The organism is Sorangium sp. So ce1504 (genome assembly GCF_051521635.1).
Lineage (GTDB): Bacteria > Myxococcota_A > Polyangia > Polyangiales > Polyangiaceae > Sorangium > Sorangium cellulosum_B.
Genome location: NZ_CP150365.1, coordinates 9,119,439 through 9,141,505 on the forward strand (window position 1 = coordinate 9,119,439; position 22,067 = coordinate 9,141,505).

Annotated in this window: 16 protein-coding genes; 7 read left to right on the top strand and 9 right to left on the bottom strand. The window is 71.7% G+C overall.

Annotated elements, in window-relative coordinates; genetic code table 11:
* The first annotated feature begins 52 nt into the window (after window positions 1-52).
* Entirely contained in the window at window positions 53-358 is a 306-nt protein-coding gene (locus tag WMF39_RS34425; protein ID WP_437524051.1) for a hypothetical protein, read from the top strand.
* A gap of 171 nt (window positions 359-529) precedes the next feature.
* Here the strand turns inward: WMF39_RS34425 and WMF39_RS34430 are convergent, their stop codons facing one another.
* From WMF39_RS34430 to WMF39_RS34440, 3 genes are all read right to left on the bottom strand, one after another.
* Window positions 530-1,084 (bottom strand): TerB family tellurite resistance protein, encoded by a 555-nt coding sequence (locus tag WMF39_RS34430; RefSeq protein WP_437740707.1) that lies wholly within the window; start codon window positions 1,082-1,084, stop codon window positions 530-532.
* 122 nt (window positions 1,085-1,206) lie between these two features.
* Complete coding sequence (locus WMF39_RS34435; protein ID WP_437740708.1) at window positions 1,207-4,353, bottom strand: MXAN_5808 family serine peptidase; 3,147 nt, start codon at window positions 4,351-4,353, stop codon at window positions 1,207-1,209.
* Window positions 4,354-4,449: 96 nt separating this feature from the next.
* Window positions 4,450-4,662 (bottom strand): twin-arginine translocase TatA/TatE family subunit, encoded by a 213-nt coding sequence (locus tag WMF39_RS34440; protein ID WP_044966375.1) that lies wholly within the window; start codon window positions 4,660-4,662, stop codon window positions 4,450-4,452.
* Between the two features lie 390 nt (window positions 4,663-5,052).
* Between WMF39_RS34440 and WMF39_RS34445 the strand changes: the two genes are divergently transcribed.
* The 4 genes from WMF39_RS34445 to WMF39_RS34460 all read left to right on the top strand — a co-directional run bounded on the left by WMF39_RS34445 (window position 5,053) and on the right by WMF39_RS34460 (window position 9,337).
* On the top strand, window positions 5,053-5,664 hold the full coding sequence (locus WMF39_RS34445) for a hypothetical protein (protein ID WP_437740709.1): 612 nt from the start codon (window positions 5,053-5,055) through the stop codon (window positions 5,662-5,664).
* A gap of 101 nt (window positions 5,665-5,765) precedes the next feature.
* The gene (locus tag WMF39_RS34450; protein ID WP_437740710.1) at window positions 5,766-6,419 is read left to right on the top strand and encodes a DUF2760 domain-containing protein; all 654 of its coding nucleotides are present in this window, start codon (window positions 5,766-5,768) and stop codon (window positions 6,417-6,419) included.
* On the top strand, window positions 6,416-8,293 hold the full coding sequence (locus tag WMF39_RS34455; RefSeq protein ID WP_437740711.1) for an Hsp70 family protein: 1,878 nt from the start codon (window positions 6,416-6,418) through the stop codon (window positions 8,291-8,293). The genes WMF39_RS34450 and WMF39_RS34455 overlap by 4 nt, the downstream gene beginning before the upstream one ends.
* A 165-nt stretch (window positions 8,294-8,458) precedes the next feature.
* The gene (locus WMF39_RS34460; protein WP_437740712.1) at window positions 8,459-9,337 is read left to right on the top strand and encodes a transglutaminase family protein; all 879 of its coding nucleotides are present in this window, start codon (window positions 8,459-8,461) and stop codon (window positions 9,335-9,337) included.
* Window positions 9,338-9,515: 178 nt separating this feature from the next.
* Here WMF39_RS34460 and WMF39_RS34465 read toward each other — a convergent pair whose 3' ends face one another.
* On the bottom strand, window positions 9,516-9,971 hold the full coding sequence (locus tag WMF39_RS34465) for a hypothetical protein (protein WP_437740713.1): 456 nt from the start codon (window positions 9,969-9,971) through the stop codon (window positions 9,516-9,518).
* A gap of 759 nt (window positions 9,972-10,730) precedes the next feature.
* Here WMF39_RS34465 and WMF39_RS34470 point away from each other — a divergent pair.
* Entirely contained in the window at window positions 10,731-12,080 is a 1,350-nt protein-coding gene (locus WMF39_RS34470) for an amidohydrolase family protein (RefSeq protein ID WP_437740714.1), read from the top strand.
* A gap of 119 nt (window positions 12,081-12,199) precedes the next feature.
* Here WMF39_RS34470 and WMF39_RS34475 read toward each other — a convergent pair whose 3' ends face one another.
* From WMF39_RS34475 to WMF39_RS34490, 4 genes are all read right to left on the bottom strand, one after another.
* The gene (locus tag WMF39_RS34475; RefSeq protein WP_437740715.1) at window positions 12,200-14,641 is read right to left on the bottom strand and encodes a GH36-type glycosyl hydrolase domain-containing protein; all 2,442 of its coding nucleotides are present in this window, start codon (window positions 14,639-14,641) and stop codon (window positions 12,200-12,202) included.
* Between the two features lie 349 nt (window positions 14,642-14,990).
* Entirely contained in the window at window positions 14,991-15,962 is a 972-nt protein-coding gene (locus WMF39_RS34480) for an aldo/keto reductase (protein WP_437740716.1), read from the bottom strand.
* 219 nt (window positions 15,963-16,181) lie between these two features.
* The gene (locus WMF39_RS34485) at window positions 16,182-16,835 is read right to left on the bottom strand and encodes a hypothetical protein (RefSeq protein ID WP_437740717.1); all 654 of its coding nucleotides are present in this window, start codon (window positions 16,833-16,835) and stop codon (window positions 16,182-16,184) included.
* A gap of 616 nt (window positions 16,836-17,451) precedes the next feature.
* Window positions 17,452-17,961 (bottom strand): OmpA family protein, encoded by a 510-nt coding sequence (locus tag WMF39_RS34490; protein ID WP_437740718.1) that lies wholly within the window; start codon window positions 17,959-17,961, stop codon window positions 17,452-17,454.
* 131 nt (window positions 17,962-18,092) lie between these two features.
* Here WMF39_RS34490 and WMF39_RS34495 point away from each other — a divergent pair, with 131 nt between their 5' ends.
* A complete protein-coding gene (locus WMF39_RS34495) occupies window positions 18,093-20,954 on the top strand; it encodes an Hsp70 family protein (protein ID WP_437740719.1) in 2,862 nt (953 codons plus the stop codon).
* A 195-nt stretch (window positions 20,955-21,149) separates the two neighbouring features.
* Here WMF39_RS34495 and WMF39_RS34500 read toward each other — a convergent pair whose 3' ends face one another.
* Entirely contained in the window at window positions 21,150-22,019 is an 870-nt protein-coding gene (locus WMF39_RS34500) for a hypothetical protein (RefSeq protein WP_437740720.1), read from the bottom strand.
* Window positions 22,020-22,067 lie beyond the last annotated feature (48 nt).

Below are 22,067 nucleotides of genomic sequence, written 5' to 3' on the forward strand. Positions count from 1 at the left end.
CGGGTTTCGGGCGGTGGACCAGTTTGCTAAGCTCCTCCATGTGAGCCATCCGATGAGCAACGAGGCTTCCGGGGTCCAGGGGAGCGGGCTCTCGCGTGCGACGTCGGAGAACGACGCCGGCCCTGATCCCGTCATCGGCGCGGGCATCGCGCTGCTCGGCATCTTCTTGATGGGGGTGGGGGGCGCGCAGGGCGCGCACTACCTCTTCAACTTCGGCGTGCTCGTGGCGGTGCTCGGGGCGGTCCTGTTCGTCCTGTTCGTGGCGCTCACGGCGCTGAAGCAGCGACGGGCGCTCGGCCTCGCGAGCCGCGCTCCGAGCCCCGAGGGCAGCGCCGAGCAGCGCGACGCGCGCGACTGATCAGGCGAGCGCCACTGGCGCCCGGCAGCAGCGCGACGCGCGCGACGGATCAGCCGAGCGGCGCTCGCGCCCGATAGCAGCGCGGCGCGCGCGAGGGCTCAGACGAGCGCGCTCGCGCCCGACAGCAGCGCGACCTACGCGACGGATCAGATGAGCGCGCTCGCGCCCGGCTCACGCCGGGGGCTCGCCGCCGGGATCGCTCCGGTCGTCCGGTGGCACCGAGGAGCCCGCCTGATGGCCGGCCTCGACGGAGAGATCGGGCTCGATGTCAGCGAGCGAGACGCCGAGCTCCTCGGCGATGCGCTCGATCTCGGCCCGCTCGGCCGGCGTGGGCGCGCCGTCCGCCGCCGCGAGCCGGATCAAGAGGCGCACGACCTCCACCCGCTCGCTCGCGTTGCAGAGCGCCTTGAGCTCGCGATAACAGCGGTCGACCTCGCCCTCCTGGAGCGCGGGCAGCTTGCCCTGGAGGGCGTTGAACACGGCCTCGACGCCGCTCGGCGCGAGCCCGTCGACGTGCGTGAGCAGCTCGCGGAGCAGCTCGTCTTCCTTGTCGGAGAAGCGGCCATCGACGCAGGCGACCTTGCCGAGCAGGACGATGACGGTGGCGATGTAGCGGAGGACGACCGCCTCGTCGTCCGGGAGCGCCGTGCGGAGCTCCGTCAGGAGGGCGTCGAGGTTCGGGAACGAGCCCCCCTGCTTCAGGCCGAGCCAGGCGAGGAGTCCCACGTGATGAGGCTACCAGATCCTCGCCGGGCAGGGCAGCCCGGCGGAGCCCCGCCCTCTACGCCCGTCACCGCGGTCGTCCATGTCGCCGTCGCTGTGGTCGCCTTCGTCCATTCCCCAGCGACCTACTCCTCGCCGCCGCGGTCCGCAATCCAATCGTCCACGGGGTTGTCGGACTTCGGGGTCTTCAGGATCGAGCCATCAGGCCCGTCCTTGCGCACCACGAGCGTGCGCCGCGTCGTGGTGTCGGGCGTCTCGCGCGCGACCACGGTGATCACGTTGACCCCCGGCCGGAGCGCCGCCTCGAACGCGAACTCGGCCTTCTTCGGGTCGGCGCCGTCGCGGTTCGACTTGTAGTAGAGCTTCCGCGACCCGACGAAGATGAAGGTGTCGAGCAGCCGCTCGCTGTCCGACGCCGTCCCCGTGATCTTCATGGTGCCGGCGGTCGTCGCCAGCGCCGCCGCGGCGATGTCCAGCGTCGGCGGCGCGTGCGAGTAGAGGTCCTCGAACGCGACCGCCGCCGGGGCCGGCCCGCCGCCAGGAGCCACCTCGCGCGCCGCGACGAACGCGAAGCGCCCCGCGCCGAGGTCGATCTTGAGGAACCCGCCTGGCGCCTCGCCGAGCACCTTGACCACGGCGCCCGCCGGGAGCCGGCCGAAGCCGCGCGCGCTCGCCTCGGGCGACGGGAGCAGGGTCGCCCCCTCCGCCCCAGCCTTCATGGTGGAGCCGCCGCCCTGGAGCTGGATGCGCGGCGAGATCGGGATCTTCACCTTCTCGCTGGCGAACTCACGGAGATCGCGATCGCCGACCGAGAGCGTGAGGGTCGCCTCGGGCTCCGACAGGTGCTGCTCCACGTCGAAGCTGAAGACCACCTTGCGCACGTCGCCCGGCTTGATGTTCGAGACGTCGAAGCGCCCCGCGTGCAGCATGAGCCCGTCGCCCGACAGGTTCGCGATGTTCGCCTGCGTCTCGTACGACGGCCCCTTGCCGACGTTCTTGACGGTCAGGTACATGCTGACCCGCTCTCCCTTCTGGATGAGCCCGTCGCCGTTGCCCTCGCGGTCGTCCGCGATCTGATAGGCGTACTGGAAGAGCGGCCGGTCGAGCGCGCGCACCGTGGGCCGGATCTCGACCGCCGGCGGCTCCGGCGCGGCGGCGACCTCGAACTTCACCTTGAGGCCGTCGCTCCGCGAGAGGGCGTCCATCGGGATCGTGCAGACGCGCTTCTCGTTCGCCTTCCTCGGCTTCGTCGAGCCGACCTTCCGCCCCTCGACCTCGCACCAGCCGAGCGGCGCCTTCGCGCTCTTCGTCTGGCCGGGGCCGATCTTGCCGAAGATGAGCTCCTTGCTGTCGAAGTACGGGTTGTCGCTCTCCGTCGTCCCGCGGAGCCGGTAGACCGGCTGCTTTCCGTTGTTCTTGACCGTGACCCGGAGCTCCATCGGCTGCCCCGCGGTCACCTCGGCATTGGGGCGATCGGTCTCGACCTTCACGTCGAGCTCGGACTTCGCCGCCGGCGTGGCCCCCTCGGGCGCGTCGGACCAGTCGACGCCGAGCTTCGTCAGCTCGGCCGCGACCTTGCCGAGCTCCTCCTTGCCGACCTGATCGATGTAGTCGTGCATCGCCCGGAGCTGCTGGAGCCTCGGCGTGGAGGGCGGCATACGCGCGGCGAGCTCCCGCGCGAAGCGGATGGGGAAGTCGACGGAGAAGTCCTCGTCGATGTCGCCCCCGCGCTCCCGCATCTGCTCCCGGTCGGCGCTGGTGAGCTGGTAGCGGACGACCTCGGACGGCTTGCCCGCGGCCGCCGCGCGCGCGTTCGAGAGGTGCGCCGAGAGATCGCGCTCCCGGAGCCCATCCTTCTGGACCGTGAGATCCATCTCGAGCTCGTCGACCGTCATCGGATCGAGCTCGATGTCCGGCGTGACGCCGACGCCCTGGATGGAGATGTCGCCCGGCGTCAGGTACTGCGCGATCGTGAGCTTGAGGGCCGCCTTCTCGGCCGTGACGTCGGGGAAGACGAGCTGCACGCTGCCCTTGCCGAACGTCTGCGAGCCCACGATGACGGCGCGATCGTTGTTCTTCAGCGCGCCGGCCACGATCTCGCTCGCGCTCGCGCTGTTGCCGCTCACGAGCACCACGATCGGGTACAGCGGCTCGGTGCCCGGCCCCTTGGCGCGCTTCTCCTCGCGCCCCTCGGAGGCGCCGACCGTGGACACGATGACGCCGTCGGCGAGGAACTTGTCGGCGATGCGCGCGGCCTGGTCGAGCAGGCCGCCCGGGTTGCCGCGCAGATCGAGCACGAGCCCCTTCAGCTGCCCCTTGCTGCGCAGCCCGTCGAGCGCCGCGTCGAGCTCCGCGGTCGAGGTCGCCTGGAACGTCTTGAGCCGGACGTAGCCGACGCCGCCCTCGAGGGCGCGCGACTCGACGGACCTCACCTTGATCACCTCGCGGGTCAGCTCGAAGGCCTTCGGCCCCTGCCACCCTCCCTCGCCCTCGCGGGTCACCCACACGGTGACCGGGGTGCCGGGATCGCCGCGGAGCCTCCGCACAGCGTCGTCGAGCGGCATGTTGAGCGTCGACTCGTTGTTGATCTTCACGATCCGATCGAGCCGCTTGAGGCCCGCCCTGCCCGCGGGCGTGTCGGGCATCGGGTTCAGGACGGTGAGCATCTGGTCGCGGATCGAGATCACGACGCCGAGCCCGCCGAACGCGCCCGACGTGGAGAGGTTCATCTCCTTGTACGCCTCGGGGCTCAGGAACGACGAGTGCGGGTCGAGCGTGTGCAGCATGCCGTTGCACGCGGCGTACTCGACGTCCCGCAGATCGACCTCCGTGCCGCGGAGGTTCTTCTGGAGGAAGGTGAAGACCTCGCGGAGGCGCGCGGAGACGTCCCAGGGGCCCTGGATGTTGTCGATCCGGAACTTCTTCTCGCTGGTCTCGACGCGGACGGTGACCTCGTTCGGGTCCTCGTTGAGGACGATCACCTGCGCGACGTCGCGCTGGACGGCGTTGAGCGCCGACAGCAGCATCTCCTTCGGCTTGACGCGATCCGGCTCGACGTACTTGTCCCGGATCATCTTGAGCGTCTCGTTGACGGCCTCGAGGCGTGTGAGGTCGTACGGCGCCTTGGCCACCTGCCCGGTGACCGCGAGCGCCGGCTCGAACCCGCGCCAGAGCCCGCCAGGGCCGAACTGAAGGACGAAGTACGCTGCCAGCGGGAACGCGGCGGAGACGACGAGCGCCTTGGCGATGCGCTCCAGGGGTCGGTGAGGCATACGGCGATCGAGTATAGACGCACCCCAGCGAGCGTCGACCGACGTCAGCGCGCGATCGCCCCGATCGCCCCCGAGCGCCGCGTTCCAGCGCGGGCGCTACACGGGCTTCTGCGTGTCTTCTTGCTTCTCTTCGGGCTTCGCCGGCAGCTGCTTGGCGGGATCCTCTTCCTCGTCGTCGCGGATCCCCTTCTTGAAATTCCGGATACCCTCGCCGATCCCCTTCCCGATGTCAGCGATCCTCCCCGCGCCGAAGAGGAGCAAGGCGAGGCCGATGAGGAGAGCGATTTCGAGCGGTCCGATGCGGCCCATAGCGTTGATCCCTTGAAGGCTGCCGCGCGCTCGGCGGCAGGTCGGCGGGCCACGGCCCGGTTTGCGTCGACCCATACCACCCATCCTCCGCACCGGCAATGCAGCGGTTCGGAGCGCTGAGACCCGTGCTAGGCTCGCGCACCGGCTTCGCTGGAGGAGAGACGAGGCGCGTGTGCACCCGCTCACTCCGCCAGCGGTTCACAAATCAAGAACGGCTCGACGGCCCAAACGGGATCGCCAGCCGGCCGGCCCGGACGCCAGCCTCGGATGAGGCCGGCGGTGATCCATGGCTTGAGCCCTCGCAGGCTTCGCGACAGTCGACACGGGGAAAACACGATGCCGATGAACCGCTTGAATCGAAAGGCAGCGCATTGTCTGGCAGGAGCGTCGGTGGCAGCGGCGGTGCTCGCCGGCGCCGCCGGGCGCGCGAGCGCTCAGGAGGCGAGCGAGGGCGACACGGTGAGCGTCGACGGCAAGGGGATCGTCGGCGGCGCGCTGCTCGGCGGCGAGGTCGTGATGCTGACCATGGGGGCGATCGGGGTCGAGCGCGCCTGGCCGTACCTCGTGTTCGGCGGGCTCGGCGCGGTGGGCGGCGGCGTCGCCGGCTACTTCGTCGAGGCGGCGGATCCGCCCGCGGAGGTGCCGCTCTACATGCTCGCCGGCGGCATGGCGCTGGTCATCCCGACCCTCGTCGTCACCCTGAACGCCACCGCGTACAAGCCCCCCGAGTCCGACCAGAGCGAGCCGATCCGCAACGAGCCGGCCGCGGAGCCCCCGCAGCCGGGGATCAACGTCCAGCTCACGACGGACGCCGCGCAGATCCTCCGGCGGGCCCGCTGGGAAGAGCCCCGGCTCGGCCTCGTCGACATCACGCCGCGCCGGGTCGCGCTCGGCGTGCCCGCGCTCTCGTTCAAGCCGCTCTACTCGCAGGACGAGATGTTCAAGTTCGGCGTGGCGCAGGGGCACGAGGTCCGCGTCCCCGTCCTCCGGGCGACCTTCTGAGGGGCCCGGGGTCGCCCCGGGCGGCGGCGCAGGGCAGGCGCCCCCCTGCCCCGCGCGCCGGTCTCTGTGCCGATCCCTACGCTCGGCGTTAGGCTCTCGCCGTGGCCGACCTCCACGATCCTCCGCTCCCCTGGTCCACGCGGCTCTGGTTCGCCTTCGCGTGCTTCTTCCGCGTGCTGTTCGATTCCCAGTTCGCCGCGCGGGCCTGGCAGGCGCGCGCGGCGGTCGCCGCCCTGCCGCCGGCCGAGCGCGCTGAGCCGCGACGGCTCGAGCGAGATCGTGCAGGCGGCGCGCCCGCGGCCCCCGAGGCCGCCGCGGCTGCGGCGAGCGAGCCCGCCCCCGCGCCGGTCGCCGCCCCCGCGCCGCACGCCGCGCCCGCGGTGAGCTCGGCGCTCCAGCTGCTCTCGCTGCTCCAGCGCGAGGGGCGGCTCGTCGACTTCCTCGAGCAGGACATCGCCTCGTTCGGCGACGCGGACGTCGGCGTGGCGGCGAGGATGGTCCACGAGGGCTGCCGCAAGGCGCTGCGCAGCCACGCGAAGCTCGCGCCCGTGCGGCGCGAGGACGAGGGGGAGAAGGTGACGCTCGAGGCCGGCTACAACCCCTCCGAGATCAAGCTGATCGGCAACGTGTCCGGGACCGCGCCCTACAGAGGGGTGCTGCGCCACCGGGGCTGGCGCGCCGACGACGTCTCGCTGCCGACGCCGGTCGCCGGCCACGACGCCAGCATCATCGCCCCCGCGGAGGTCGAGCTATGAGCGCGCGCTACATCATCGGCATCGATCTCGGCACCACCCACTGCGCGCTCGCCTACGCGCGCCTGGCCGAGGACGGAGCCGACGCGCGGCTCACGCCGTCGCCCGAGGTGATGGCGGCCCCGCAGCTCGTGGCGCAGGGGACGCTCGAGGCGCGCCCGCTCCTGCCCTCCTTCATGTACATCCCTCACGAGAGCGAGGGCCCCCAGGCGCTGCCCTGGGACGCCGAGCGGCGCTTCGCCGTCGGCGAGCACGCCCGCGCGCGCGGCGTCGACGCGCCGGCGCGCCTCATCTCCAGCGCGAAGAGCTGGCTCAGCCACGCCGGCATCGACCGGCGCGGATCGACGCTCCCGCTCGGCGCGCCCGAGGACATCGAGAAGATCTCGCCCGTCGAGGCGTCGTGGCGGTACCTCGAGCACCTCACCGAGGCGTGGGATCACCTGTTCGCGAAGGACGATCCGGCGCTCGCCCTCGCGAAGCAGGAGATCGTGATCACGGTGCCCGCGTCGTTCGACGCCGCCGCGCGCGATCTCACCGTCGAGGCCGCGAGCGCCGCGGGGTTCGAGGACCTCACCCTGCTCGAGGAGCCGCAGGCCGCCGTGTACGCCTGGATCGACGCGGCCGGCGAGGCGTGGCGCAAGCACCTCCACCCGGGCGACGTGCTGCTCGTGATCGACGTCGGCGGCGGGACCACCGACTTCTCCGCGATCGCCGCGGTCCCGCGCGACGGCTCGCTCGAGCTCGTCCGCGTGGCGGTCGGCGACCACATCCTGCTCGGCGGCGACAACATGGACCTCGCGCTCGCGCACGTCGTGAAGGCGAAGCTCGCCGCCGAGGGCAAGGAGCTCGATCGCTGGCAGGTGACGTCGCTCACCCACGCCGCGCGCGTCGCGAAGGAGCGGCTGCTCGGCGATCCGTCGATCAGCGAGGCGCCGATCGCGATCGCTGGCCGCGGCTCGAAGCTGCTCGGGGCGGCGATCCGGACCGAGCTCACGCGGGACGAGATCACCCGGACGCTCGTGGACGGGTTCTTCCCCGAGGTCCCATCGTCCGCGCGCCCCGCGACCCGCGCGCGCGCCGGCCTGACGCAGCTCGGCCTCCCGTACGCGCAGGACCCGGCGATCACCCGCCACCTGGCCGCGTTCCTGGGGCGGCAGGCCGGCGCGACGTCGAAGCTTCCGGGCTTCGCCCCGCAGGGAGGAGCGAACGCCGAGCCCGGCCGCGCGCCGCTCCTCCTGCACCCGACGGCGGTGCTCTTCAACGGGGGCGTCATGAAGAGCGCGGCGCTGCGCGAGCGGCTGGTCGCGACGCTCGGCGCCTGGCTCGAGCAGGACGGCGCGCCCCGGCCGCGGGTGCTCCCGAGCGACGACCTGGATCTCGCGGTCGCGCGCGGCGCCGCCGCCTACGGCCTCGCGCGGCGCGGCCGCGGGCTCCGGATCCGCGGCGGGACAGCGCGGGCCTACTACGTGGGCATCGAGGGGGCCGTTCCCGCGGTGCCCGGCCTGGAGCCGCCCATCACGGCGCTCTGCCTCGCGCCGTTCGGCATGGAGGAAGGCACCGAGGCGACGCTGCCGCCGCAGGAGTTCGGCGTGGTGGTCGGCGAGCCGGTGCGCTTCCGCTTCTTCAGCTCGTCGGTGCGCCGGGATGACCAGGCCGGGACCGAGCTCGAGAGCTGGAAGCCCGGAGAGCTCGAGGAGCTCTCGCCGATCGAGGTCACCTTGCCCGCGGAGGGCCGCCGGGAGGGCGACATGGTGCCGGTGCAGCTGCGCGCGTCGGTCACCGAGGTGGGGACGCTGCTCCTGGAGGCGATCCCCCGGGAGGCGCAGAAGCCGAACGAGCGCTGGCGGATCGAGCTGTCGGTGCGCGCCGAGGCGTGAGCGCGGGGGTGCCCGCGTCCGGAGCAGCCTGAAGCGGCACGACCCGCCGTCGGTCCCGAAGCAGAGCGCGCCGGCGCGCGTTACCCTCGTAGCGCGCCGCAGCATGCAGCAGGCAGAGGGGCCGAGCGCGAGGCCAAGCCGGAGCGCGCTCATCGAGGACACGACATGGCACCGACGATTCGCAGGCTCCGCGTCGTCCATTCGACGAGATATACCTACGATCGCCCGGTGGAGCGCAGCGTGCACAAGCTGCATCTCTGCCCGGTGCACGACCGGGATCAACGGGTGCTCTCGCACACGCTCACGATCGATCCCGGCGTGACCACCGTGGAGTTCGAGGACGTCTTCGGGAACCGGGTCACACGCTTCGAGATCACCGCCCCGTATACCGCGCTCACGATCTCGGCCGACTCGATCGTGGAGCTCTGCGACGCCGATCCGTTCGCCTTCGCGAAGAAGAAGATCCGGCCCGCGTTCCCCCTCGTCTGGATGCCCTGGGAGCAGGCGATCATCGCGCCGTACGTGCGCCCGGCGGAGCTCCCCGACACCCAGATCCAGGCGCTCTTCGATTACGCCATGTCGTTCGTCGAGAAGAACGACGCGGACCTGATGGAAACGCTCTTCGCGATCAACCTGACGCTCTTCCGCGAATACCAGTACGTGCCGGGCTCGACGAACCTGGCGACCACCCCGTATGACGTCTTCGTGAACCGGCGCGGGGTCTGCCAGGATTTCGCGAACCTGTTCATCTGCATGGCGCGGCTCCTCGGCATTCCGGCGCGCTACGTGTGCGGATACCTCTATACCGGCAACGTCGGCGCGAGCCGCGCCGGCTCCGACGCGACCCACGCGTGGGTGCAGCTCTACATCCCGAACATCGGCTGGAAGGGGTTCGACCCCACGAACGGCGTGCTGGCCAGCCTCGACCACGTGCGGGTCGGCTACGGCCGCAACTACATGGACGCAACGCCGACAGCGGGGACGCTCTACACCGCCGCCGCCGAGACAATGAACGTCGATGTGACGGTGAGCGAGGTCGACTAGGTCTCTCCGCGAAATCGCCCGCGCACCGACAGGCGCCTGTCGCACCGAGCCCACAGCGACAGCGGAGAGCGCGAAACAGCGGCCGCGGGCGAGGCAGGCGTCCCGCCCCTCCCTGCGGCCGCAGCGCGAATCGCCGAAGGTCGCTCGGACGGATCCGCGAGACCTCGGCGCGTCGCGATCACTGGCCGTCCATGAGACAGGCGGTGCCCTCCGCGATGCACGCGCCCTCAGCGGTGGTGGCCGCCGCGGTGCCGCACGCGTTGCACTCGGCGTCCGCTACCTCGTCCGTTGTGCACGCGACATAGCAGGGGTCGCCGTCCGCCGCGCCACACGTCTCGCAGATACACTGCGTGACCGCGTCGTACTTCGGCTTCGAGGACTCGCAGAGGTCCGCCGGGTCGGCGTCGGCCACGAGAGGCGCCGAGCAGGTCACACACTCCTCGCTGCCGCCCGTGCCGCCGCCACCGCCCTCGCCGCTGCCCCCCTCGCCGCTGCCGCCCTCGCCGCCCGTGCCGCCGCCGCCGCCCTCGCCGGCCGAGCTGCTCGCGGTGGTCCCGCCGCCCGAGCCCGTCGTCGTTTCGGTGTCGTCCCCGCACCCTGCGGAGAAGGCGGTCGCGCCAAGGATGAGAGCCATCGAGCCCATGCTGACAAGATTAATATTACGCATGTTGTCCTCCGGCGCGCTCGAACGAGCGCCCGTCGTCGATCGTCGCTTCGTCTGTCAGTCCCAACGGGACTCGCCGGTCGCGACAACCCCCGCGTGCCGGCGGCGGCACACTACTCCACCCAGGCTGTGACGCTCAACTATCTTCCATGCGGCGCGCGAAAACAGCTGTCCGCGCCTCGCCCGGTCGAGCGACCCCAAACACCATGGCATGCGCGTTGAGGACGAGCCCACCAGCGCCCGCGGCTCGGGGATCGCCTGACTCCGACGTCCTGACGAAACAGCACCGAAATCGCGCGTCGCGAGCCGCGCGCATCGCGTGGCGGGGGGCTCGCGGCCCACGCTCGCCGCGAGCGTGGCGCCGAATCCCGCAAGTCGCGAGTTCCGAGCCTCCTTGTGCTCCACGGAACGCCGCGCCCTCGCCGGGATCGCCGCTGCCCGCAGCGCTGCGCGATCTCGATGCCTCGCGCGAATCTGGAGATGGCGGCGGACGCCGCCGGGAGCGCGCGACTCCGACGACCTGAAGGTGGAAGTTGGAAAGCGCTCGTGACAGCGGCCCTGGAGCACGGATCTGCTATGATCAGAGGCGCGGCGCCTGCGTCGCGCGCGATCGCAGAGCCCGGCCTCGCGCTGCGATCGCGCGCGACAGGCGCCTGCGATACGGCCCCACGCGCGCCGCGAAGCGACGGCGACGCGCGGGGCTCGTCGCGCGTCACGGGGGAGGGCACGATGAGCATTCGTTTGCGCGTGTTGCGCGTGTTGCGCGTGTGTCTGGCGGCGACGCTCGTGGGCCTGTGCGCCTGCGCGAGCACGACCGTGCAATGGCCCTCGCCGGAAGGGCAGCCGAAGCTCCCGCCCTCACGGGAGATCAACGCCGTCGCGCGGCCGGACGCCGCGCGCTGCGCGGCGATCGTCGGGGCCACGCTCATCGACGGCCGGGGAGGGCCGCCCGTGCGCGACGCCGTCGTCGTGGTCCGCGGCGACCGCATCGTCGCCGCGGGCGCGCGCGGCGCCACCGACGTCCCGGCCGGCGCGGAGGTCGTCCCCGGCGCGGGGCTCTGGGTGCTGCCCGGCCTCATCGACGCGCACTTCCACCTCGACGGCGATGACGGGCTGCCCGGCGTCGTCCTGCAGCGCGGCGTCACCTCGCTGCGTGAGCCGGGGAACTGGATCGAGGCGTACGACGCCGCGCGCAAGCTCGGCCCGACGCCGCGGCTCTTCCTGGCGGGGCCGCTGCTCGACGCGCCGTATCCGGCCTATCCGGAGAGCGCGATGCTGGTGCGCGACGCGGCCGAGGCGCGCTGGGCCGTCGATCAGCTGGTCGAGCGCGGGGCGTCGGCGATCAAGGTCTATTTCCGCCTGCCCCTCGGGCTCGTCGAGGAGGTCGCCAAGGCCGCGCACGCGCGCGGGGTGATCGCCGTCGCGCACCTCGAGACCGTGGACGCCGCGGCCGCGGTCCGCGCCGGGCTCGACGGCATCGAGCACATCACGTCGCTCGGCACGGCCCTCGTGCCGCCGCGCGAGGCGGAGCGCTACCGCCAGTCGGTGATCGCCGACAACGACGCGCGCTTTCCGGGGCGCTTCGAGGTCTTTCGCGGCATCTCCCTCGGCGCGCCGCGGACCCGAGCGCTGCTCGGGCTGCTCGCGGCGCGGGGCACCTTCCTCACCCCGACGCTCGCCATCTTCGAGCGCCGCGCCGGCGACGCGGGCGCGACGGAGACCCAGGTGCGCGGCTTCGAGAACATGATGAAGCTCACCCTCGCGGCGCGCCGCGCCGGGGTGCGGGTGGTCGTCGGCTCCCACGGCAAGGCGCCGGGCGCCGAGCGAGGGTGGGCCTACCAGCACGAGATGGAGCTGCTCGTCGAGAGCGGCCTCTCGCCCATGGAGGTCCTCGTCGCTGGCACGCTGGAGAACGCCAGGTACTTCCGCGCCGACGACCGGCTCGGCAGCGTCGAGGCGGGCAAGCTCGCCGACCTCGTCCTGATCGAAGGCGACCCGCTCGCGGACATCCGGGCGATGCGCCGCGTGAAGCGGGTGATGCTGAACGGGAGGTGGGTCGGCCCAGCTCAGGCCGAGTGAGCCGCACGCGCGCTCGCCGCCGCCGGCTCGGCGCGCGCGTTACGTGGAGTCACGCGGACAGGACGAGCGCACGCGGAGCGCGCCGCCGCCACCGCGCGGCGCGCTCCGACAGAGGGCCTTCAGCCCATCTCGATCTCGACGCGCACCGTCGAGCCGGCCGGCGACAGGGGAATCACGTTCCCCGCGACGGTCTTGCCGTCCACGGTCAGCTTCTTCACGCCCTTGCACACCCCCGAGTTCTTGACGCTGATCTCGTAGGTGGCGCCGCGGAAGCGGCGGGAGATCGAGAAGCTCTTCCACGCCTTGGGCACGCAGGGATCCAGCTTCAGGCCGTCGTACTGGGGCTGCACGCCGAGGATCCCCTGGCTGACGGACACGAACGTCCAGGCCGCGGTGCCGGTGAGCCAGGCATTCTTGGCCTCACCGAAGACCGGGGCGTCCTTGCCGGCGATCATCTGCGCATAGACGTAGGGCTCGGCGCGATAGGTCTCGATCTGGCTCTCCTTGGCCGAGGGGCAGATGGAGAGATAGTACTCCAGCGCGCGCTCCCCTTCGCCCAGGAGACACCAGCCGAGGTGGATCCAGGTGTTGTTGTGGCAGAAGATGCCCGCGTTCTCCTTCACGCCCGGCGGATACGAGGTGACCTCGCCGAGCTCGAGGTGATAGGTCGAGTACGCGGGCTGCTGCAGAACGATGCCGTTCTTCGTGTAGAGGTGCTTGTGCACGCTCTCCATCGCCTGCTTGGCGCGGCCGTTGTCCGCGCCGGCGCCGCCCAGGACGCACCAGCCCTGGCTCTCGATGAAGATCTTCCCCTCCTCGTTCTCCTTGCTCCCGACCGGCCGGCTCTCGGCGTCGTAGGCGCGGCGGTACCACTCGCCGTCCCAGGCCTCCTTCTCGACCACGGCCAGCATCTCGGCGTACTGCTCGCGCATGCGCGCGGCGTCGGACTTCTGGCCCATCCAGTCGTACAGGGCGGCCATCTCGCGGCTGGCATAGAGGAAGAGGCCGGCGATCATCACGGACTCGGCCTTCGAGTCCTTCACGTCGCCCGCGGTCTGGAAGCTCTCGTTGGGCTCGGTGCTGAAACAGTTCAGGTTGAGGCAGTCGTTCCAGTCCGCGTGGCCGATCAGCGGCAGGCCGTGCGGGCCCCGCTTCTTCATCGTGTAGGCGATGGACGTCTCCAGGTGGTGAAGGAGGTCCTCCTTGGAGCCCGGCTTGTCGGCGTAGCCCACCGCCTCCTTGAGGATGCCCTTGTCGCCGGTCTCCTTGATGTACGCGCACGTGGAGAGGATCAGCCACAGGTGATCGTCGTAGAAGTCGCCGCCGATGTCGGCGTTCCCCTTCTTCGTCAGCGGCTGGTACTGGTGGTAGCAGGTGCCATCGCTGAGCTGGGTGGCGGCGATGTCGAGGATGCGCTGGCGGGCGCGCTCGGGGACGAGGTGCACGAAGCCCAGGAGATCCTGGTTCGAGTCGCGGAAGCCCATGCCCCGGCCGATGCCGGTCTCGTACATGCTGGCCGACCGAGAGAGGTTGAAGGTCGCCATGCACTGGTACTGATTCCAGGTGTTGAGCATGCGACTCGCGTGCTCGTCCGGGCAGTCGGCCTGGAAATTCGAGAGGATCCCGGCCCAGTCCGCCTTCAGCTGGGCGAACGCGCCGTCCACGACGCCCGGCGCCGAGTACTTGGCGAGGATCTCCTTGCCCTTCTGCTTGTTCAGGACGAAGGGCGCCTTGAACTTGGGCAGGTCCCCGTGGTCCACGTACGAGAGCACGAAGCTCATCGTCTCGCTCGCGCCGGGCTCGAGCGAGAGGCTCACCTGGTGGCTGCCGATCGGGTTCCAGCCGAACGCCTTGGAGTTCGTGGCCTTCCCCTTGGCCGGCACCTGGGCCTCGTGGAGGCCGTGGTGGACGCTGCCGCAGAAGGCGTCACGGCTCGTGTCGAACCCGTCGATGGCGCGCGTGCAGGCGAAGAGCGTGTAATGGGAGCGGCGCTCGCGGAACTCGGTCTTGTGGTAGATGGCGCTCCCCTCGATCTCCACCTCGCCGATGGAGTAGGTGCGCTGGTAGTTCGTCATGTCGTTGAGCGCCTCGAAGAAGCAGAACTCCTGATAGGAGAAGAGCTGGATGTCCTTCTTCGAGCCGCTCTTGTTGGTGACCCGGGTGCGCCAGATCTCCACGTTCTCGCCGGGAACGATGAAGTAGAGCACCTCCACCTCGACGCCGTTCTTCTCGCCCGTGATCTTCGTGTAGCCCAGGCCGTGGCGGCACTCGTAGCGATCGAGGGCCGTCTTGAGGGGCTTCCACATGGGGTTCCACACGACCCCGCCGTCGTTCACGTACAGGTAGCGCCCGCCGAGGTCCATGGGCACGTTGTTGTACCGGTAGCGCGTGAGCCGGCGCAGCTTGGCGTCCTTCCAGAACGTGTAGCCGCCCGCCGTGTTGGTGCAGAGGCCGAACATCTCGTCCGAGCCCAGGTAGTTGAGCCAGGGCAGCGGCGTGTCGGGCCGGGTGATGACGTACTCGCGGCTCTCGTCGTCGAAGTGGCCGTACTGATTGCTCATGGACGCGCGGTCTCCGTGGATAGCGACAGAAAAAAACCCGGAGGCTGCGCTGCCCCGGGTCGGATAAGCCGATGATTGTCAGGCCTGGGGCCTCCGAGCGAGCTCAGAGGGCCGCCACTCTAGACCCCGGCACCTCCGCTTGTCAACGGGGCCTGGGGGCGCGCTCGCCGGCGTTTTGCCAGGAAGAACGCCGCGCTCCGTCGCGCTCTGTCGCGTGTTGGCGCGTGTTGGCGCGTGTTGGCGCATGGCTCGTGTGCGGCAGACAACCCACGATTGCAGTGAAGGAAAAATTTTACATATCGAAGCTCTGCGGGCCGCGCCTCGCTCGCGGAGCCGCGTATCCGCCGCTTCAACCGGCCTTGAACGTGTCGTAACGGCCGGCGCGCGGCGCCACGCGCGCCTCCAGCGCGGCGCGCTCGGCGGGCGGCATCGGGAAGGAGAGGGACCGCGCGCCCAGGTTCTCGCGCACCTCGGCGATCGACGAGCAGCCGACGATCACCGTGTCGGCGTGGCTCGCCGCGTAGCGGATGAGCTCGGTCGCGCTCGCGGCGCGATCCTGGAGCAGGCGGCCCGCGGCCATGATCTTCATGCCGATGACGCCGACGCCGCGCCGCCGCGCCTCCTCGACCACGGTCGTAAGGAACGGGAGCCGCGCCGGATCTGCGGGGTTGACCGCGCAGAGCACGGTATCCACAGGATAACGCCGCATCGCCTCCAGGAGGATCCGCGGGTCGTGGTGGCCGGTGATCCCGACGTGGCGCACGCGGCCGTCCGCCCTGGCCTGCTCCACGGCCTCGATGGCGCCCCGCTTGCCGAAGATGGCGTCGAGCTCCTCGAGCTCCCGCAGATCGTGAAGCTGCCATGAATCGAGGTGGTCTGTCCCGAGCCGACGCAGGCTGTCGTCGAGCAGCCGCAGCGCGCCGTCGCGATCGCGCGCGTGGGTCTTGGAGGCGAGGAAGACCTGCTCGCGCGCCTTCGGGCCGGCGGCGCGGAAGGCCTCACCGTAGTAGTCCTGGCTCTGCTGGTATGCAGGCGCGGTGTCGCAGTACCTGACCCCGAGGCGCAGGGCCTCCAGGATCACGGGCACCGCCTCGCGGTGACGGCCGGTCGTCCGGAGGATCCCCTCGCCGCCGAGCGACACCGGCTCCACCTGCGCGCCGGTCCGCCCGAGCGTGCGCGCCGCCGCTTCACCGGCCGCAGGCGCCGCAGGCGACGGGCGGCCGGCTGCCCCGACCGCCGCGGCCGCTGCGGTCGGGGCGACCGCTCCCAGCACGTCACGACGGCCACCGTCGGCACTTCCCGTCTCGCTCGGCTCGCGCATACGGCCCTCCTGGAGAGGACTCTACCAACCGACAGGTCGCACGTAAACCGAGGCCTGGATCCATGCAGTCACGCGGCTCGGGCGAGCGGCGGCGGGTGCGCCGCTCCCCTCATCGAGGCCGCGGCCCGGGGGGCGGACGCCGTCTTCAGCGTGCAGCCGAGCGAGGGGCAACCGTCAGGGACGAGCCTTGGGCACGCGGAGGTGGCCGTCGGCCCCTCGCTACCACCGGTCGTCGGCGTCGTCGTCGTCCGACCGATCGTCGTCCTCGAACACCAGCCTGCCAATCACCACCTGGCGCACTGTCGTGGGGTAATAGGCCGTGACGGCGGCCGTGCTCCAGGTGTGCCCGACGATGGTGTCCGAGGTGTTCCTGTAGAGCCGCATCGTCCCGTAGCCGGCGCCGGAGGCCCCCCGGCCGCTCGAGGCGTACCTGGAGTCGGACGAGCCGTGGTGCGTGCTCGTCGAGTCGACCACGCTCACCTCGAACTGGAGCGTGCCCGCGACGAGCGGTGTGACGGGGAGCTTCGCCCTCGGCGCCCGGCGGAGGATCGCGACGTGCCCGGTCGACGACTCGCCTGCGGGGTAGCGGATGGCGATGATGTCGGCGGCGCGCGCGTCCTTGGGGTCGTGGATCCTCTCGAATCCGTTCTCCTCGACGATGGCGTCGTAGTAGGCGGCCGCGCTCGGGCTCCGGCTGCCCAGCCAGTCGTGGAGCGACGCTTCGGTGAAGCCGTAGCCCCGCTTGAGCAGCTCCGTCAGGAAGGTGGCGCACTGCGTCCGGTTCGCGTAGCGCCGCGCGCCGGCCACACCGGCCCAGCTGATGAAGCTGGGGCTCGAGTTGTATTCGTTGTTCTCAGGGCTGATGTTGTCCACGAGGCTCTCCGCCCACCTGAGATGGTCGGCGTGATGCGCATCGGCGGTGCGCGGCGAAAGCCACGCGAGCCCCGGAAGGACGAGACAAGCGATCTCCAGCATACGACGACGAACGCTCGCCATGATCCACCTTGCAATGCAGTGAGTTGCTCGAACTGGCGCGTCGCACTCAGCGCGCGGATTCCCGTGCTGTATTAAGTACGATCGAGCGGCGCCGTTCAATACAAATTTGCAACACAATCATCTTTGGGAGTCGCTTGTCCCACAGGCGCACAGACGGACAGGCATCTTCGCGCTCGCGCGCCGTGCGCCTCGCGGGGCGCACGGCGATGCGACCGACGTGACCCACGTGACCCACGTGACCAACAACCAGTGGGGCAGTGCGCAGTAACCCGGCAACCCGGCAATCCGGCAACAAACCTCGCGACCGCTGCCCCGCACAATGCGCGAAGTACGCGACACGCGCTGACGTCGACGAAATCAGTCGATTTCGAATGAGGGTCTGTGTTAACCTGGCCTGTTGTTCCGATACCCGGATGGCCGGGGGAGCAGGCGCGGGGGGGAGCGTGTCGGAGCTGGAGCGACGAGCGGGCGGCCTCGATCGACCGCCAGCCGGTCACTTCGACTTGATGCGGAACTCCACGCGCCGGTTCATGGCGCGGCAGCCCTCGTCGTTCGTGAAGCAGATCGGCGCGCCGGCGCCGTACCCCGGCGCCGTCATCGGCGTCGCGACGCCGCGCTGGACGAGGTAGCGGACGACGGCGTTCGCGCGGCGCTCGGACAGCTTGATGTTGTGCTCCACGCTGCCCTGGTTGTCCGTGTGGCCCTCGACCGTGAGCGCGGTGATCTCCGGGTGCGTCCGCAGGATGTTCGCCACCGCGTCGAGGACCGAGAACGACTCCGGCCGGATCTCGTCCTTGTCGAGGTCGTAGAAGATCGGCCGGGCGATCTTGATGCGATCCCCCTCGATGACCGCCTCGGCAGGCGCCGCCGGCTGGACGGCCACGGGAGGAGGAGGCGGCGGCGGCGCCGCGCTGGCCGCCACCGACATCTCGGTCGTCGCCGACCCGCACCCCGCCGCAAGGGCGCCCAGGACCACAAGCCAGATCGCTCGGTTCGCTCGCATTTCGCGGCTCTAGCACGGGGAATCGCCCGGAAGAACCGGAAGAAACGCGCGGGCGCGCGCGGGCCGGCGCGGCGGCGCGCCGGACCTGCGGAATGCGCCGCGGCGATCCAGTATCGTTGCTGCGCGCACGCATGTCCGCCCCCGCGAAGAGCCCGAGCCTGATCGTCGGAATCGACCTCGGCACCACGCACACCGTCGTGGCGTGGGCGGAGCGCGACGCCGGTCCCGGTGCGATCCGCGTCTTCTCGATCCCGCAGCTCGTGACCGCCACCGAGGTCGAGGCGCGCCCGCTGCTGCCGTCCCTGCTCTACGCGCCCCTCCCCGGCGAGGCGCCCGCCGATCCGTTCGGCGACGCGCCCTTCGCGATCGGCGAGCACGCGCGCCGGCGCGGCGGCGAGATCCCCGGGCGGCTCATCGCCTCGGCGAAGAGCTGGCTCTGCCACCCCGCCGTCGACCGCACGGCGCCCATCCTGCCATGGGGCGCGGCCGAGGAGGCGGCCTCCCTGCCGCGCGTCTCGCCGCTCGACGCGAGCGCCCGGATCCTCGCCCACGTGCGGCGCACCTGGGACGACGCCTTCCCGGAGCGCCCGCTCGCGGCGCAGGAGGTCGTGCTCACCGTCCCGGCCTCGTTCGACGAGGTCGCGCGCGAGCTCACCGTCGAGGCCGCCCGCCGCGCCGGACTCTCGGCGCGCCTCCTCGAGGAGCCGCAGGCCGCGTTCTACGACTTCATGCGGCTCGCCGGCGCCGAGGGCCTCGACGCCCTGCTCGACCGCTCGGGCGGCGAGGCGATGGTCCTCGTCTGCGACGTCGGAGGCGGCACGACCGATCTGTCGCTCATCCGGGTCGCCCGGGGCGCTGGCGCGGCCAAGGGCCACCCCGAGGTCTCCCGCGTCGCGGTCGGCCACCACCTCTTGCTCGGCGGCGACAACATGGACCTCGCGCTCGCCCACCTCTGCGAGCCGCGCCTCGTGGGCGCAGGGGAGAAGCTCGACCCGGCGCGCTTCGGCCAGCTCGTGCTGGCCTGCCGCGCCGCCAAGGAGCGCCTGCTCGCCGGCGGGGCCTCGTCCGGCGGCGCCGGCGGCGCCGCGCCTTCGCCGCCGGACGACGCGCCGGTCACGGTGCTCTCGCACGGCGCGCGGCTCGTGGGCGGCGCGCTGACGACGCGCCTCGGCCGCGACGAGGTCGAGGGCGTCGTGCTGGACGGCTTCTTCCCGGACGCGTCCCGGGACGCCCGGCCGCAGCGCGGGCGGAGCGGGCTCGTCGCGTTCGGCCTGCCCTACGAGCGGGACGTCGCGATCACCCGGCACGTGGCCTGGTTCTTCGCGCGCCACGCCCCGGAGGCGCGAGGTCCGACCGCGCTGCTCCTGAACGGCGGCGTCTTCCGCGCCCGCCGCGTCGCGGAGCGCCTCGCGCAGGTCGTCGAACGCTGGGGCGGCCCGCCGCTCGATCTGCTCCCGCACGCCGATCCCGACCTCGCGGTGGCGCGGGGCGCGGTCGCGTATGGCCTCGCCCTCGCGGGCCGCGGCGTGCACATCGAGGGGGGCGCGGCGCGCGGCTACTACGTCGGCCTCGAGCCGCCCGCCGGCGGGGGGCCGCGGCCAGCGGTCTGCGTCGTGCCGCGCGGCGCGAAGGAGGGCAGCGTCCACGCGGCGGCCGGGCGGACCTTCGCGCTCGTCGTGGGGCGCCCGGTGCGGTTCGACCTGTTCGCGTCGGACGACGCGCGCGTCGATCGCGCGGGAGACCTCGTCCCCCTCGAGGACGACCGGTTCGAGGCGCTGCCGCCGATCGCGGTGGCGTTCGACGCGGGGGACGCGGCGCGCGCCGCGACCGGCAAGCAGGCGGAGGTGCGGGTGCAGATCGAGGGAGAGCTCACCGCGATCGGCACCCTGGATCTCGCCTGCGTCGAGGTGGACGCCGCGGCGCCGCGCCGCTTCCGGCTGGCGTTCCAGCTGCGCGAGGACGGCCGCGGCGCGCGCGCCGCCGAGGCCGAGGGCGGCGCCCCGGCGGAGCGGGCGCAGGCGAGGCCCCACGCCGCGGCGGCGCCGGGCGGCAAGCGCCTCGACGAGGCCCGGGAGGCGATCGAGCGGGTGTTCGGCAAGGGGCGGCCCGACGTGGCGCCGCGGGAGGCGAAGAACCTGGTGCGCGAGCTCGAGCGCGTCCTCGGGGAGCGCGCCACCTGGACGACGGAGTCCGCGCGGGCGCTGCTCGACACCCTCGTCCCGAGCGCGCGCTCGCGGCGGCGCTCGGCCGATCACGAGCGCGTCTTCTGGTCGCTCGCCGGCTACTGCCTCCGCCCCGGGTTCGGCGACGCGGGCGACCCGGCGCGCGTCGCCGCGCTCGCGCCGCTCTTCGCCGAGCGGCTGGCGTTCCCGCAGGAGGCGCGCTCCTGGCAGCAGTTCTGGATCGCCTGGCGCCGCATCGCGGGCGGCCTCGACGAGCCGCTGCAGGTCGCGATCCGGGATCTGGCGGATCCGTTCCTGGCCCCGGCCGAGCAGCGGCTGAAGAAGCCGAAGGGGGTGAAGCCGGAGGCGCTCGACGATCTGCTCGAGCTCTGCGCGTCGCTCGAGCGCGTGCCCGCCGGCCGGCGGAGCGAGCTCGGCGCGTGGATCCTGGAGCGCACATGGACCGACCGCGACGCGCGGCTCTGGGCGGCGATCGGCCGCCTCGGCGCGCGCGTTCCGGCGTATGCGAGCGTCCACCATGTGGTGTCGCCGGCGGCGGCCGAGCGGTGGATAGACCACCTGCTGCGCGAGAAGTGGCAGGATCTGCCGTCCGCGGCGCCGGCCGCGGTGCAGCTCGCGCGCAGGACCGGGGACCGGGCGCGCGACGTCTCGGACCGGGTCCGCGGCGAGGTGGAGCGGCGGCTCGTCAAGGTGGGCGCCCCCGAGGCGTGGCTCAAGGCGGTGCGCGAGGTGGTGGCCGTCGAGGAGTCCGAGCGCGCGGCGTTCTTTGGAGAGGGGCTGCCGGTGGGGCTGCGGCTTGTGAGCGAGTAGCAAAAGCCCTTCTGCGCGCTTCGAGGTCCACCGGCGGCCTCACTTCCAGAAAGAGCAGGCGCCGTCCACACCCCCGCAGACCACCTCCGGGCTCAGGCGGTCACAGGTCGAGATTCCTTCGCTCGGCGGGTGATCATGGCAGAGATCGCCGCCGCAGCGGTCAGCGGCGAAGTCGGCCCCTGAACTTCACCCGCTCTACTCGCCGGAAGCCGCCCCGATGCATGCCTCGAGCTCCGGCGTCGCCCGCCAGCCGCACTCGCCCGACGCGCCCCGCTCGCACACGCTGTGCTCCTTGTAACACGCGTACTCCTCGAGCCACTCGCACGTGGTGACGATATCCACACCCTCGTCGGCGCAGATCTGCCCGCTGCAGCCGGTCACCACGCACGGCGCAGCCTCGCCGCCGCCGATGCACGCCTCGAGCTCCGGCGTCGCCCGCCAGCCGCACTCGCCCGACGCGCCCCGTTCACACACGCCGTGCTCCTTGTAACACGCGTACTCCTCCCGGTACTCGCAGGTCGTGGCCACGTCCTCATCCGCGCAGACCTGACCGCTGCAGCCGGTCACCACGCACGGCGCAGGCTTGTCGCCGCCAATGCACGCCTCGAGCTCCGGCGTCGCCCGCCAGCCGCACTCGCCCGACGCGCCCCGCTCGCACACGCCGTGCTCCTTGTAACACGCGTATTCATCGAGCCACTCGCAGGTCGTGACCACCTCCTCATCGGCGTCGGCACAGACCTGACCGCTGCAGCCGGTCACCACGCACGGCGCAGGCTCGCCGCCGCCAAGGCACGCTTCGAGCTCCGGCGTCTCCCGCCAGCCGCACTCGCCCGACGCGCCCCGCTCGCACACGCCGTGCTCCTTGTAACACGCATATTCCTCACGGTACTCGCAGTCCGTGACCACGTCCTCGTCCGCGCAGACCTGGCCGCTGCAGCCGGTCACCTGGCACGAGGCCGGCTCGCCACCCCCCACCCCACCTCCCCCAGGGCCAGCCTCCCCGCCCTCGATCGGGCCCTGACAGCCTTTGCCCTTGGCGCCGGTGAGCAAAGGTACGAAGAGCATGAGCATCGCAACGACAAGTCGGTGACGTTTGCTGAAAAGATCCATCGT

Bases quoted from the DNA above. Each gene is read 5' to 3' on its own strand.
- WMF39_RS34425 (WP_437524051.1), top strand. From the start codon at position 53: ATGAGCAACGAGGCTTCCGGGGTCCAGGGGAGCGGGCTCTCGCGTGCG.
- WMF39_RS34435 (WP_437740708.1), bottom strand. From the start codon at position 4,353: ATGCCTCACCGACCCCTGGAGCGCATCGCCAAGGCGCTCGTCGTCTCC.
- WMF39_RS34440 (WP_044966375.1), bottom strand. From the start codon at position 4,662: ATGGGCCGCATCGGACCGCTCGAAATCGCTCTCCTCATCGGCCTCGCC.
- WMF39_RS34455 (WP_437740711.1), top strand. From the start codon at position 6,416: ATGAGCGCGCGCTACATCATCGGCATCGATCTCGGCACCACCCACTGC.
- WMF39_RS34460 (WP_437740712.1), top strand. From the start codon at position 8,459: ATGGCACCGACGATTCGCAGGCTCCGCGTCGTCCATTCGACGAGATAT.
- WMF39_RS34465 (WP_437740713.1), bottom strand. From the start codon at position 9,971: ATGGCTCTCATCCTTGGCGCGACCGCCTTCTCCGCAGGGTGCGGGGAC.
- WMF39_RS34470 (WP_437740714.1), top strand. From the start codon at position 10,731: ATGAGCATTCGTTTGCGCGTGTTGCGCGTGTTGCGCGTGTGTCTGGCG.
- WMF39_RS34475 (WP_437740715.1), bottom strand. From the start codon at position 14,641: ATGAGCAATCAGTACGGCCACTTCGACGACGAGAGCCGCGAGTACGTC.
- WMF39_RS34480 (WP_437740716.1), bottom strand. From the start codon at position 15,962: ATGCGCGAGCCGAGCGAGACGGGAAGTGCCGACGGTGGCCGTCGTGAC.
- WMF39_RS34490 (WP_437740718.1), bottom strand. From the start codon at position 17,961: ATGCGAGCGAACCGAGCGATCTGGCTTGTGGTCCTGGGCGCCCTTGCG.
- WMF39_RS34495 (WP_437740719.1), top strand. From the start codon at position 18,093: ATGTCCGCCCCCGCGAAGAGCCCGAGCCTGATCGTCGGAATCGACCTC.
- WMF39_RS34500 (WP_437740720.1), bottom strand. From the start codon at position 22,019: ATGCTCTTCGTACCTTTGCTCACCGGCGCCAAGGGCAAAGGCTGTCAG.